Origin of the sequence: Bacteroides sp. PHL 2737 (genome assembly GCF_004115325.2) — a bacterium.
Classification (GTDB): Bacteria; Bacteroidota; Bacteroidia; order Bacteroidales; family Bacteroidaceae; genus Bacteroides; species Bacteroides hominis.
The window spans coordinates 2,518,942-2,532,619 of sequence record NZ_CP040630.1 but is presented as its reverse complement, the minus strand read 5'-3'; the positions used below and the strand labels follow the sequence as shown (position 1 = coordinate 2,532,619).

Genomic DNA, 13,678 nt, shown 5'->3' with positions numbered 1-13,678 from the left:
GAATGGAAAATTTGTGTTTGAAGATATTAGAACAGAGAGGAATAAAACCTACTGCCATAAGGATGCTGGTTTTAAAAGCTATGATAGATGCGGAACAAGCTGTTTCACTTCTTGATTTGGAGAACAAACTGGATACTGTGGATAAGTCGAGCATATTCCGAACGATTACCCTGTTTGTTTCCCAACATCTGGCACATAGCGTAGATGATGGTACAGGATCTTTAAAATATGCGGTTTGTGACAGTGAATGTACTTGTGCCGTGAAAGATTTGCATACGCACTTTTACTGTGAATATTGCCATAAGACTTTCTGCCTTGAAAACATTCATGTCCCCGTAGTAGATTTGCCTGAAGGATTTGCCGTACGAAGCATAAATTATGTATTAAAAGGATGTTGCGCGGAATGTGCGGCAGAGCTGAAAAAAGGCCATTAAAAATAAAAGAGGGTGTCCGAAAAGGGTACCCTCTAACTTTTTTCTTTTTTTGTGATTTATCCAACAACTTATAAAAATGCCCCTCATGAAACTCAATTTTCTCCCTTTATCAGTCTTATAATCCTTTCCATCCCTCCCTTTCTTAGCCTTTTTCTGCTTGCAGATCATTTTTCCGATGTTAAATGCAATAGCCAATATTCCAAAGTCCATGACAATCTTCTCCAAGCCTTTATGCCTGAACCTCTTGTACTCTTTATTCCATTTTATTTGCCCGAAGACCGCTTCCACCTCCACCGGTCTTTTGCTCCTATGTTCAAGCCCTTTTGATGAAGTGAGTTTCTCACGTGCCAGTTGCTTGTACCGCCTTAATTTATGATTCACCTTGATCTCCCTGTTTCCTCTCCCTTTGTGACATTTATTTTGTAGGGGACATCCCTGACAGTTCTTAGCACGGTAAACACTTATTTCACTTTCATATCCATTATCATTGACAGCCTTTATCGTGTAGGCAAATTTCATATACTGTCCCATCGGACATACAAAGTAATCTTCCGGTTCGTTATAATACAAATTATCTTGTTTGGAGATGTCACATTTCCATTTTTTTGTTTGTTCCATATGAAAATAATTATATTTCACATAAGCGCTTATACCGAAGCGTTCCATAAACTCATAATTTTCCTCACTTCCATATCCGGCATCCGCACAAACCTCTTTCATGAACCGGCAGTATCTCATCCGGCCATACAATAGAAATGAAATCAACGTCAACGTATCACCCGGATTGTGATAGAAAGCATAGTTTGTTATGAACTGGTTTTCCGTGGATATCTGTAGATTATATCCCGGTTTAAGCTGACCGTTCCTCATGTGGTCTTCTTTCATGCGCATAAAAGTCGCATCAGGATCTGTTTTGGAATAGCTGTTTCTTTCCCCCATTATTTCCAAGTGTTTCTCATATTCCTGCAGCTTAGGTAAGTACTCCTCATTAAGCTTTTTAATCTGACGAAGTTCACGTTTATTGCGGTTCTCCAGATTAATGGCATCTATTTTTTCTTTCAGAGCATGGCTGTCAATAGGAAGAGTTGATTCTCCAGGAGCGGTGTTGTCACCGAGAATACCCTCATCAATTTGAGAAAGTATACATTGAATCTTATTTTCCAGACGATCCTTATACTTTTCCACACTTTTGCGCCAGACGAAAGTATAACGGTTGGCTGCCGACTCCATCTTGGTCCCGTCGATATATTGTTTTTCCAGGCTGATATATCCCAACTCAACAAGCATGAGCACAATCTGAGTGAACAAACTGTGGATACAACTCTTCAAACGCTTGCTGCGGAAATCATTGATGGTACGGAAGTCGGGAGTGGACTTGCCCGAAAGCCACATGTAAAGGATGTTCTCCTGAAGTAGACGTGCTATCTTACGACAAGAGTACACATTGTTCAGGTAGGCGAAGAACAACACTTTCAAAAGCATGCGGGGATAATAAGCAGGACAACCACCACCCTTATAAGTAGATAACAACGGACTGATGTCAAGCTTATCAACAATCTGGTTGACAAGCCGGACCGGAGCATCCGAAGAAATATTTTCATCAAGACGGCAAGGAAATAAGGAATCCATACCTTGAGAATACTCCTTAAATTGTATATTTGCACTATCGATTAACATGCTCTAAGATAAACATTTTAGAGCAAATTAAAAAGTCCGAGCTTGGGAAAGTTCGGACTTTTACATAAAAAAAGAGGGTACCCTTTTCGGACACCCTCCTTCTTAAAAAAGGTAGTATAATTGTTATTACTTAATCAATTCCACAACTACTGCACGGTTCCAGTCATCATTTTCAAATTTAGTGCTGGTACCTTTGAATTCTGTAGTGATACGATCTTTAGCAATTCCGTACTTATTGACAAATACCTCTGTCACTGCATTGGCACGTCTTTCAGAAACAATTCTGTTAGCTTGTTCCGAACCACGTTTGTCGGCGTAACCAGTCAGACGAACACGGATTTCAGGATTTGCTTTTAAGAATTCAGCAATATTGAAGATACTTACTTCCTGTGAGAGTTCAATTTTACTGCTGTTGAACGGGAAAGTGATAGTACTTGGGAGAGCCTTGATTTCTGAATTATCGATTACGGTTTCTTCTTTGATAACCTCCGGCTTACGTGCTTTCAACTCAGCAATTTCGGCTTGTTGTGCAGCATTTTCTTTTTTCAAAGAAGTATAGTTTGCCTCTAAGTCAGAATAGTTGCTCTTAATTGCATTGTACTGACGTGAAGAGTAACCTTTCTTGAAACCGGTTTTTCCGAAACGGAAAGTAACGCCGGCTGTCAGCCCACTGATTCCATCGTTCGGGAAACCGCCGCGAACTACCATATCGTCGTCTAAAATAGCTCCCTGGTATTCAACATTGATATCGAAACGCTTTGAAATACGGTAGCGTGCCTGAATACCTGCATTGATTGTAAATGACTGGTCACCTTTGCGGATGAATGCTCCACCGATACCTGCAAAAGGAACGATGTCAAAACGACGATTTTCTTTATAAGGAGCGAAGAAATTGATCAGTCCAAACATAAAGTCTGCATGAACGGCACCATATTGATAATGTAACATTGAATTAGCTCCAGATGTAAATCCATGCAATGAGCCACCTGTACCCTGCAAACGAACTCCCCAATAAGGGTTGAACCATTTACCTACCGAAAGAGTCGGCATAAAAGTTATAGTGTTTCTGAATTTTGCATCTTTAGAGTTTTCAGCGAAGAGAGACTGCGCACCAAAGTTTAAAGACATATACCAATTATTCCAAAATCCATTACCTTCGAAAGTTGTTTTGTACCCCGGAAGGCGTTCTGCATCATTGTTTTGAGCGAAAACGCTTGTGCTCATCAATGCTGCTAATGCAAACATAATAATACTTTTCTTCATTTTTTCTAAATTTTAAATTGGTTTGGTTAAACATTAATAGTTAATTATTCGCCAATAATTGTTTTATCGATCCGATTCATGTAAATCGGTTTTGCAAAAACAGCCGCAAAAATATAATTTATTTTTGTAGCTTGCAAATTTCCGCAAGCCTATTTCTGGGAAGTAAATTTTGAATTAAATGCAAACCTTTGTAAAATAGGTATTTATAATTGGAATAGAAAAAGAGCGTTTAGATCGCTTTGCAGAGCTATTCACATAAAATTGTTTCTCAGCAGATTATAATAATTAAATAGGTATAATACCAATATGAAGCTCTACAAACAAAATGAATGGTTTGTTAATTCCTTATGTTCCGATTTTCATCTTTCATAACTTCTCTTATCAATCTCCACTTGAAGAACGATGCACTTACAATGTTTATATTTTAAAACTCACATTTTCTTAAGGTATTATGATTTGTCCTTTCTTCCATAAACTTTTTCTATTTCTATTAAGTTATTATAATCAAAAGATCATTGATATGAATCAGATAAGAATTAAACGTGTATATGAAGATCCTTCGGAACAGGATGGCTATCGTGTACTGATTGACCGGCTTTGGCCTCGTGGAATGAAAAAAGAATATTTAAAGTATGATTATTGGGCGAAGGAACTGACTCCCTCTTCCGATTTGAGAAAATGGTTTCACGGAGATATCCCAGGACATTGGGAAGAATTTGCGGCAATGTACCGGAAAGAGCTTGAAACCTCCGATAAAGTAGCTGATTTTTTAGTCCGGATACATCCTTATAAAACAGTCACTCTTTTATATGCTTCTAAGGAACCGGTTTATAATCATGCCCGTATTTTACAGGCGTTTCTGGAGGATCGCCTGAAAAACTGATTTCTTATAGAAACCTATGCCAACACGAATCTTTTTTGTACTTTTGCGCCATCTTTTTAAAAACAACATCAAAAAAGAATCATATGGGAGGTTTTTTCGGAACAGTCTCGAAAACGAGCTGTGTGACCGATTTATTCTACGGCACAGACTATAACTCACACCTGGGAACAAAACGGGGAGGACTGGCGACATATAGTGAAGAACAAGGATTTATCCGTTCGATCCACAATTTACAAAGTTCATATTTCCGGACTAAGTTTGAGGAGGAACTTGATAAATTTAAAGGAAATGCCGGTATAGGCATTATCAGTGATACAGACGCACAACCCATTATTATCAATTCACATCTTGGCAGATTCGCCATTGTTACAGTCGCAAAGATCACCAACCTCAAAGAACTTGAAGAGGAACTACTCTCACAAAACATGCATTTTGCCGAACTTAGTTCGGGTAACACCAATCAGACTGAACTTATTGCTTTATTGATTATTCAAGGAAGAAACTTCGTTGAAGGGATTGAAAACGTATATAACCATATCAAGGGATCGTGTTCCATGCTTCTGTTAACAGAAGATGGAGTGATTGCCGCACGTGACAAATGGGGACGTACTCCTATAATTATCGGTAAAAAAGAGGGGGCTTATGCTGCTACCAGTGAATCCAACAGTTTTCCGAATCTTGATTTTGAAATAGAACGTTATTTGGGTCCCGGTGAGATTGTCCGTATGCACGCGGACCGTTTAGAACAACTCCGTAAGCCCAACGATAAAATGCAGATTTGTTCATTCCTTTGGGTATATTACGGCTTTCCCAATTCATGCTATGAAGGCCGTAATGTAGAGGAAGTGCGTTTCACGAGCGGAATGAAAATGGGAGAACAGGATAATTTTGACGCCGATTGCGTTTGTGGAATCCCGGATTCGGGTATTGGACAGGCGTTAGGTTATGCAGAAGGGAAAGGGATTCCTTATCATAGAGCCATTACTAAATATACTCCCACCTGGCCTCGTAGTTTTACTCCGAGTAAGCAGGAATTACGTTCTCTGGTGGCAAAGATGAAATTAATACCTAACCGTGCAATGCTTCAGGACAAGCGTATCATCTTTTGTGACGACTCCATTGTACGCGGTACGCAGTTGCGCGATAATGTGAAAATACTTTTTGATTATGGTGCAAAAGAAGTACATATGCGTATTGGATGTCCACCGCTGATTTATGGCTGTCCCTTTATTGGGTTTACTGCTTCAAAATCAGATATGGAACTGATCACCAGACAAATAATAAAAGACTTGGAAGGAGATGAAAACAAAAACCTGGATAAATATGCTACTACCGGTTCACCGGAATATGAAAAAATGGTAAGTATTATTGCTGAGCGTTTTGGACTTTCTTCCCTCAAATTCAATACGATTGAAACACTAATTGAAGCTATCGGACTGCCAAAATGTAAGGTCTGCACCCATTGTTTCGATGGCTCCAGCTGTTTCTAAGTAGCTATTAGTGATTAAATATAGAATAATGTATTAAAAAAGAGCCGTGAATTGCTTGGCAATTCACGGCTCTTTTTTTACCTTTACAGGCGTGAAAAATAATAGATTAGCAAATTATTAATTCTTAATGATATGAATTTAGTAGAACGTTTTTTAAAGTATGTAAGCTTTGACACACAGTCGGACGAACTGACAAGACTTACTCCCAGTACTCCGGGACAGATGGTATTTGCCGAATATCTAAAGTCCGAATTAGAGTCTTTGGGGTTAGAAGATATAACATTGGATGAAAACGGTTATCTTTTTGCAACATTGCCGGCCAATACAGACAAGGAATTACCTGTTATCGGTTTCATAGCACATATGGATACGAGTCCCGACATGAGTGGAAAAAATGTAACTCCACGCATTGTAGAAAAATATGATGGTTCGGATATTGTACTCTGTACCGAAGAAAACATTGTGCTTTCATCGGCTCAATTTCCCGAATTGCTTGATCACAAAGGAGAAGATCTGATTGTCACCAATGGTAAAACCTTATTAGGAGCAGACGACAAAGCAGGTATTGCCGAGATTGTATCAGCCGTTGTCTATCTGCAAGAACATCCCGAAATTAAACATGGCAAAATCCGGATCGGTTTCAATCCGGATGAAGAAATAGGTGAAGGTGCCCATAAGTTTGATGTTCAGAAATTCGGATGTGAATGGGCTTATACGATGGATGGAGGAGAAGTCGGGGAATTGGAGTTTGAAAACTTTAATGCCGCTGCTGCCAAAATCATTTTTAAGGGACGTAATGTACATCCGGGATATGCGAAACATAAAATGATTAACTCTATCCGCATAGCCAATCAATTCATCACCATGCTTCCCCGGCATGAAACTCCGGAACATACTTCCGGATACGAAGGATTCTATCATCTTATCGGTATCCAGGGGGATGTAGAGCAGAGTACTGTATCCTATATCATTCGTGACCATGATCGCAATAAATTTGAAGATCGCAAGAAAGAAATAGAGCATCTGGTAAACAAGATCAACGCAGAGTTTGGTAAAGGTACCGCCACTCTTGAGTTGCGTGACCAATACTATAATATGCGAGAAAAGATTGAGCCTGTGATGCATATTATCGATACTGCTTTTGCCGCAATGGAGGCTGTAGGCGTGAAGCCGAATGTGAAACCAATTCGTGGAGGAACGGATGGAGCCCAATTGTCATTCAAAGGTTTACCCTGTCCTAACATCTTTGCAGGTGGGCTGAACTTCCATGGCCGCTATGAATTTGTTCCGATCCAGAACATGGAAAAGGCAATGAAAGTCATTGTGAAGATTGCTGAACTTGTAGCTTCTAAATAATCATTATTTATATAATTCTTAAATTCTCATTTCATGAAAACCACTCCATTTACCGAGAAACATATCGCACTTGGTGCTAAGATGCACGAGTTTGCAGGATATAACATGCCTATTGAATACACCGGTATCATTGACGAACACCTTACTGTCTGTAATAGTGTCGGTGTTTTCGATGTCTCCCACATGGGTGAATTTTGGGTGAAAGGGCCTCATGCATTGGCTTTTTTGCAGAAAGTGACCTCAAATAACGTGGCAGCTTTGGTGCCGGGCAAAATTCAATATACCTGTTTTCCGAATGAAGACGGCGGTATTGTTGATGACCTGCTGGTCTATCAATATGAACCGGAAAAGTATTTATTGGTTGTCAACGCTTCAAACATAGAGAAAGACTGGAATTGGTGCGTCTCTCACAATACAGAAGGAGCCGAACTGGAAAATTCTTCTGATAATATGGCGCAACTCGCCGTACAAGGTCCGAAAGCTATTCAAGCTCTGCAAAAGTTGACAGACATCAACCTTTCCGATATTCCTTATTATACATTTAAGGTTGGTGAGTTTGCCGGTGAGAAAAATGTGATTATTTCTAACACGGGATATACCGGAGCCGGTGGATTTGAACTTTATTTCTATCCTGATGCTGCCATAAAGATCTGGAATGCCGTTTTCGAAGCAGGAGCCGAGTTTGGCATTAAGCCGATAGGACTTGGCGCACGTGACACACTTCGACTTGAAATGGGATTTTGCCTGTATGGCAATGATCTGGATGACACTACCTCTCCTATTGAAGCTGGACTTGGTTGGATTACTAAATTCGTGGATGGCAAGAACTTTACAAATCGCCCAATGCTTGAAAAACAGAAGGCTGAGGGCACAGTCCGCAAACTGGTAGGTTTTGAAATGATCGACCGTGGTATTCCCCGACATGGTTACGAACTGGTAACAGCTGAAGGTGATAAGATCGGGATTGTGACTTCAGGCACAATGTCTCCAACCCGTAAAATCGGTATTGGCATGGGATATGTAAAGCCTGAATATAGCAAGGTCAGTACGGAGATATGCATCGATATGCGTGGCCGTAAGCTGAAAGCTGTGGTAGTAAAACCGCCTTTCCGTAAATAAACATTGAGAAAATAATAAGTTGAAATCCCTCTCTGCCTCAAAGGACAGAGGGGGATTTTTATGTAAGTACAGAGGGTACACTATCATGAAACCGACCCCGCTGAATCAGATCAAGCGGATCACCCGCCACGACACTTTATAAAAGCTCATCCAAATGATCCTTCCGTACATCCACCAATGATAAAATCACTGCAAAACAGCTGCCTTTCCCCTTCTCTGAATGCACTTCTATACGCCCTGACAATCGCTCGATAATAACTTTAGAAATAGCAAGTCCGAGACCGCTTCCCTGTTCAAATTCGTCTGTTTTATAAAAACGGTCAAAAATCATCATAAGTTCCTTTTCATCGATTCCCTTACCGGTATCTTTTACATATATACAAACTTCATGATGTTCTTCGTCCACTTTGCATCCCAATGTTATATGACCATTTTGAGTAAACTTATTTGCATTATTCAAAAAGTTGGAGATAACCTGAGTAAAACGGAAACGATCAATATGCACAAGTAAAGGAACCGGATTACCCAATTCAAGATGAAACTGCAAGGAAGGCTGAATTAACGGCTGATACGTCAGATAAATCTCTTTCATAATCTCTGTCATATCCCATTCCTTTATTTCGAAATCCAGACTTCCGGAGTCCAGACGGGATATTTCCAGCACATCATTAATAAGCTTCAAAAGCAATTCATTATTATGATTGATGATATCAAGCATACTTGCCTTTTCATCCGGATCTATCTCTTCGGAACCTTCGCCTATCAACACATTCGTAAATCCGACAATTGCATTGAGCGGGGTACGAATTTCATGACTCATATTATTAAGGAAAGATTGTTTCAATTCAGCTTTCTCAGCCATTTGTTTAGCCAGAATCAACTGATGCTCACGTTCTACCGCCTCCTGAATATTCTGCATGATACCTGCCAGCATCATCTCGCCTTCTACATCTTTCAGACTCCGGCAGCGCAATTCGTACCATTGATATTCTTCCGTTTCATCAAAACAAAAACGTGCCCGTTGTATTTGCATGCCCGGAGATTTGTAAAGTGCTCCGTAAAAAGAACTCAATAACTGAGAATCATCGGGATGTACATACTCTAAAAAGGTGCTTCTCTTAACCCTTCTTTTTCCCATACCTGTCAGACGCGTATAATTATCATCAAACTCAATGTCATCTCCCTGCATATTCCATAATGAAATCTGCCCTCCGTCGGCAGAAAGAGTCAACCGTTTGTGTGCTTCTTCCAATATTTGTAAGTTCTTACGTTCTATCAGAGAACGTCGGCGCGTACGCAACAGGCTGATTGATATGAAAATGAATGCAAGAATAAATAGCACACCCAATAAATAAACCTCCTTTCGGTAATGGTCATAGAACGGATAATTAATAATACGCACATCCTTTGCCACATTTCCAATATCATAACCATTATAGGACGAAAAGACACTCCAATCCAGCACATACTCTTTCTCCAGATCCCTTATCTTAGGCATACCTATTTTCTCTTTATTCATCAGCTGGACGGATAAACCGGTAACAGCTTGTGCAGAGATCTCTTCAGTAGCCATATAACCACCTACAATTTTACTCCCATCTCCAAATCCCTCGCGTACACAACTGAAAGAAGGTATATTCAGAGCATTTACTATCGGAAGCGATACCAGATCAAATTTATCAAGTAAGAATGCCTTCCTCTCTTGCTCAGATTTCGAATTTTCCATCATAACAAGCAAAGAAGCACCTTTTATGTACCGGAAAGGGCAGAGGCTCACAGTCAGTTCCTCCTTTTCTGATTTATGATTTGCGACAGCAGGCATCAGACTGTAATACTCTATCATTTCTCTCATTTCCTTGTATTCATACTCCATAGAAAACGCTGACTTATGCCCCCAAATCTGCACATTCTTTCTGTCGATAACCCGATTCAGCAAGTCAAAAGATTTATGCCCAAGAGCAGTTAAATCAATATTATAAACAATCTCCATATTTACATGGGGTTGCAAAGACTTTATAAAATCCATATTGCGTTTAAAGTCCGGAGCATCTCTCAACACATATACCTTTCTGGATTCATACTCTTTTATAAGATTTTCATCAGGGAAATGCACGTTGCAGGCTACCACAGGAATAGAATAGAGAAGGCGATGACGGGTCGATAACAAAGAAAAAGCAGCTTGGTCCCCTACCGCTAAAATAAGATCTATCGGCTTAGTTTTCAGAATTTCAAGATAATTACCTATATGTTCCATTTCGACTTTCTGGTCGAAACGGTCACAATCAAGGTAAAATTCATCAAACACAGGCTCTATACCCTGCGCTTTAAACTCTTGTTTTACAAGTTCTTCAAAGCGTCCATGCCCGATTTTATCTTTTGAACAAGAATAAATAAGAGAAATGTTTTTTTTAATCCGATGATTTGTGACATACCACTGTTTGGAATTATACCCACATAAGAAGACCCCCAATAAAAGAATGAAGGCAAAAATGTATTTGCATTTAGGGTCTGTGAGTCTCATAGCTTATTTTCTACCGGTCAAAATAATATAATTTCCATCAATACGGCAATGTCTGATTATAAAATGGTAGCATTATTATACCTTTTTATTCACTCAGGTGTTCTGGAAATAAAAAGTATAAATAGTAAAAAGCCTACAAGTTGTGAACTTGTAGGCTTTTTATCCACTTACCATCCGATAAGTTTGCGGAGAGACAGGGTTTTGAACCTATAACTCTAACCGCTTATATTTCAGCTACTTTGCTTTCAAAATTTCAAATAGGTAATAAAACAGTAACGATTTTCAACCGTTAAGCCTGTCCAACTTTGACCGCTGTTTGTCTGCCTAACTTTCGGGTTCAAAGATACAGCTTTCTTTTGAATTTTGCAAATGCCTGATAATAAATATTTCCGGATTAGTGCAAGGTGCAAGCTATATATAGATATACTTGCACCTTGCACTAATTTTGACTTGTAAAATCAACATCCAACACAAAATGAGTATATTTGCATAACAAATTAAGTATATGGGACATGGGACAGTTTAATGAATACATGGAACGATATAATTTTTCTTTTTTCATAAAAGCGTTTAGGGAAAAAGGAAAATTAAAAAAGTATAGAAAAGGCGATTTTTTTCTTCGTCAGGGTGATAGGCATACTTATATCGGTTGGATTTTGAATGGAGCTTTTCGTTATACATGCATTGATACTGACGGAAAAGAACATGTAGTTGCATATAATTTCAAAAATGAACCATTGGGAAACTATTCTGTATTCCAAAAGAAAGAAATAGTTCTCCTCAATATGCAAGCTGTAACCAATAGTGAGGTTTATTTATTATCATATTCAGAAGTAAATGAATATTATAATTCAAGCATTGAAGCACAGTTACAAGGACGGATTTTAGCGGAAGAATTACTTTATGTAGCATGGAACAATATTATTTCAGCATATAATGATACGCCCGAAGAAAGATACAGAAAATTACTGAAAAGATGCCCTGATTTACTCAATATGATAACATTGAAGGAATTAGCATCTTTTATTATGGTAACACCTGAAACACTTAGCCGTATTCGCAAGAAAATATTGTTAGATAAGTCTTGATTTCAATCAAGACTTATCTTTTGCTTTCCATGTAATTTTGCTTCATATTTTTATTAGACAAGTTAATATGGAGCATATAAAAGACATTCAAATTTCAGTAGCACATAAGTGCATTCGATGCGGTAGATGTATAGCTGTCTGTCCTTCTGATGTATTTGGGAAAGATAATGAAACGGGGCTTATTGAAGTAAAACAAAAGCAAAGATGTATTTCTTGCGGACAATGCGTTGCTATTTGTCCAACAAGTTCTATTCATCACTCCTATTTTCAACAAAAAGATATTCATCCATATAAAATAGAGGATTGTCCAAATTCAGAACAGTTCCTTTTATTATGTAAAAAAAGACGTTCAAATAGGGCGTTTTCATCAAATCCTATTCCTCTTGATGTTTTAAAAAAAATAATAGAAGCTGGATATTATGCTCCAACAGCGCATAATTCTCAAAATGTGAAGTTTACGCTAATTACATCGCAAACTGTATTACAACAACTTGTTGATTTTACAATTAAAAAATATAAAGGAATAGTAGAAAGACTTACACATCCAGCTATTATGCGTTTCATACGACTTCTAAAATCAAATTACATATCATACATACCTATGATGCAAAGAGTTATACAAGAATATGAAAATGGTAATGATTTGATATTAAGGAATGCAACTGCCGTAATATTAATACACGCAGATGAAAATGATTATTTTAGTTCAACCAATGCTAATTTAGCCTATCAGAATGCTTCTTTAATGGCAGAAACATTACATATAAGCCAATTCTATATGGGATTTCTCTGTTCTGCTATCAATTTGGATAAACGTAGAAAATTCACAAAAAAATTAGGAATACAAGATAAAATATATGCTGCAATGGCATTAGGAATACCGAAATTTGAATTTTCACATTACATTAATAAAAAAAACTGTGAATTTGATGCTTTATAAAAATGGTATATCCTATTAATGATAACTAACTTAAACCAAATATTATACGATATAGATTTAGAGATTGACGACATCGACCTCTACGGTTACGATATTATCGAAACTTCTCTTTCAATGGTACATCGTTTACAAAATGTACTAAACGATTTAAGAAATAAACTACAAACTTATGTATTTCCCTCAAAAGAGGAAGAAATATCATTTTTCAAAAATCAGAAGCCTGAACTTTTAGGACGTTTGTTGTATTTCTACAAGATATACCGTATTGAAACGCAATGCCCAACAGGAAGCAATGAGGTTATAAAGCTGTATATCAACCGGGAATTAGATAGTTTGACTTATTTCTTTAATAGGAACTTAGATTTTTACCAATACTACCGTTCAAATTCTACCATATATGATGAACATTATTTCTTGCGTGGAAAAATAGATATTCGTTTATGCACTGATAGCGCACAGTTTGATAAAGACCCCAATTTTTCAACTGGGTATGATTACAAAGTTGCTAAAATAATTAGCAATGAAATGTTGCGTATCTATCTCAATAAAAAATTACAAAAACTTGAAAGTGATAGTTATATAAAAGAACATCATGCAATCAGAACAAAAACACCTATAAACTTTACAGGGAAGAAAGCTGCCCTGATAGAAATAGGCTACGCATTGGCTTCTTCAGGCGATATAAATCATGGGAACATCGAAATCAAGGAGTTTATGAATTACCTTAGTTTCGTATTCAATATAGACTTAGGCGGTTACTATGATGCGTACATTGCTATGAAAGAGCGTAAAGACCGGACTTCCTATTTGAACAAGCTAATTGACAGCCTGACAAAAAGGATGAATGAGGATGATATAAGATAAATATTTATTAATCAGAAAAATAAAATACCGTGTTCATACCGAC

At 37.9% G+C, this 13,678-nt stretch carries 11 protein-coding genes; 8 read left to right on the top strand and 3 right to left on the bottom strand.

From position 1 onward, the window contains the following. The first annotated feature begins 2 nt into the window (after positions 1–2). Positions 3–434, top strand: a complete 432-nt coding sequence (locus tag DBK98_RS10295; RefSeq protein WP_005809711.1) for a Fur family transcriptional regulator — start codon at positions 3–5, stop codon at positions 432–434. Here the strand turns inward: DBK98_RS10295 and DBK98_RS10290 are convergent. Beyond that, positions 384–2,111: an IS1182 family transposase gene (locus DBK98_RS10290; protein WP_033572616.1), complete on the bottom strand. Its 1,728-nt coding sequence runs from the start codon at positions 2,109–2,111 to the stop codon at positions 384–386. The two genes, DBK98_RS10295 and DBK98_RS10290, sit on opposite strands and share 51 nt — an antisense overlap. Before the next feature lie 126 nt (positions 2,112–2,237). After that, entirely contained in the window at positions 2,238–3,374 is a 1,137-nt protein-coding gene (locus tag DBK98_RS10285; protein ID WP_005775986.1) for an OmpA family protein, read from the bottom strand. Positions 3,375–3,894: 520 nt separating this feature from the next. On the opposite strand from DBK98_RS10285, the gene DBK98_RS10280 reads away from it, so the two are divergent. From DBK98_RS10280 to gcvT, 4 genes are all read left to right on the top strand, one after another. Next, positions 3,895–4,257 carry a DUF488 domain-containing protein gene (locus DBK98_RS10280; RefSeq protein WP_032535942.1) on the top strand — a complete coding sequence of 121 codons (363 nt, stop codon included), beginning with the start codon at positions 3,895–3,897 and terminating at the stop codon, positions 4,255–4,257. An 83-nt stretch (positions 4,258–4,340) separates the two neighbouring features. After that, positions 4,341–5,747, top strand: coding sequence for an amidophosphoribosyltransferase (locus DBK98_RS10275; protein WP_005809713.1), 1,407 nt, complete (start codon positions 4,341–4,343; stop codon positions 5,745–5,747). A 132-nt stretch (positions 5,748–5,879) separates the two neighbouring features. Continuing rightward, complete coding sequence (gene pepT, locus DBK98_RS10270; protein WP_005809714.1) at positions 5,880–7,103, top strand: peptidase T; 1,224 nt, start codon at positions 5,880–5,882, stop codon at positions 7,101–7,103. A gap of 33 nt (positions 7,104–7,136) precedes the next feature. Beyond that, positions 7,137–8,222 carry a glycine cleavage system aminomethyltransferase GcvT gene (gene gcvT / locus DBK98_RS10265; protein ID WP_005809715.1) on the top strand — a complete coding sequence of 362 codons (1,086 nt, stop codon included), beginning with the start codon at positions 7,137–7,139 and terminating at the stop codon, positions 8,220–8,222. Between the two features lie 136 nt (positions 8,223–8,358). Here gcvT and DBK98_RS10260 read toward each other — a convergent pair whose 3' ends face one another. Next, positions 8,359–10,743 (bottom strand): HAMP domain-containing sensor histidine kinase, encoded by a 2,385-nt coding sequence (locus tag DBK98_RS10260; RefSeq protein WP_005809717.1) that lies wholly within the window; start codon positions 10,741–10,743, stop codon positions 8,359–8,361. Positions 10,744–11,255: 512 nt separating this feature from the next. Here DBK98_RS10260 and DBK98_RS10255 point away from each other — a divergent pair. The 3 genes from DBK98_RS10255 (at position 11,256) to DBK98_RS10245 (ending at position 13,635) form a co-directional block, all read left to right on the top strand. Next, positions 11,256–11,831: a Crp/Fnr family transcriptional regulator gene (locus DBK98_RS10255; RefSeq protein ID WP_032543291.1), complete on the top strand. Its 576-nt coding sequence runs from the start codon at positions 11,256–11,258 to the stop codon at positions 11,829–11,831. A 67-nt stretch (positions 11,832–11,898) separates the two neighbouring features. Next, positions 11,899–12,771: a nitroreductase family protein gene (locus DBK98_RS10250; protein ID WP_080720284.1), complete on the top strand. Its 873-nt coding sequence runs from the start codon at positions 11,899–11,901 to the stop codon at positions 12,769–12,771. Positions 12,772–12,789: 18 nt separating this feature from the next. Further along, a complete protein-coding gene (locus DBK98_RS10245; protein ID WP_032543292.1) occupies positions 12,790–13,635 on the top strand; it encodes an RteC domain-containing protein in 846 nt (281 codons plus the stop codon). Positions 13,636–13,678: the final 43 nt, after the last annotated feature.

Bases quoted from the DNA above. Each gene is read 5' to 3' on its own strand.
- DBK98_RS10260 (WP_005809717.1), bottom strand. From the start codon at position 10,743: ATGAGACTCACAGACCCTAAATGCAAATACATTTTTGCCTTCATTCTT.
- DBK98_RS10255 (WP_032543291.1), top strand. From the start codon at position 11,256: ATGGGACAGTTTAATGAATACATGGAACGATATAATTTTTCTTTTTTC.
- gcvT (WP_005809715.1), top strand. From the start codon at position 7,137: ATGAAAACCACTCCATTTACCGAGAAACATATCGCACTTGGTGCTAAG.
- DBK98_RS10290 (WP_033572616.1), bottom strand. From the start codon at position 2,111: ATGTTAATCGATAGTGCAAATATACAATTTAAGGAGTATTCTCAAGGT.
- DBK98_RS10280 (WP_032535942.1), top strand. From the start codon at position 3,895: ATGAATCAGATAAGAATTAAACGTGTATATGAAGATCCTTCGGAACAG.
- DBK98_RS10250 (WP_080720284.1), top strand. From the start codon at position 11,899: ATGGAGCATATAAAAGACATTCAAATTTCAGTAGCACATAAGTGCATT.
- DBK98_RS10285 (WP_005775986.1), bottom strand. From the start codon at position 3,374: ATGAAGAAAAGTATTATTATGTTTGCATTAGCAGCATTGATGAGCACA.
- pepT (WP_005809714.1), top strand. From the start codon at position 5,880: ATGAATTTAGTAGAACGTTTTTTAAAGTATGTAAGCTTTGACACACAG.
- DBK98_RS10275 (WP_005809713.1), top strand. From the start codon at position 4,341: ATGGGAGGTTTTTTCGGAACAGTCTCGAAAACGAGCTGTGTGACCGAT.
- DBK98_RS10295 (WP_005809711.1), top strand. From the start codon at position 3: ATGGAAAATTTGTGTTTGAAGATATTAGAACAGAGAGGAATAAAACCT.
- DBK98_RS10245 (WP_032543292.1), top strand. From the start codon at position 12,790: ATGATAACTAACTTAAACCAAATATTATACGATATAGATTTAGAGATT.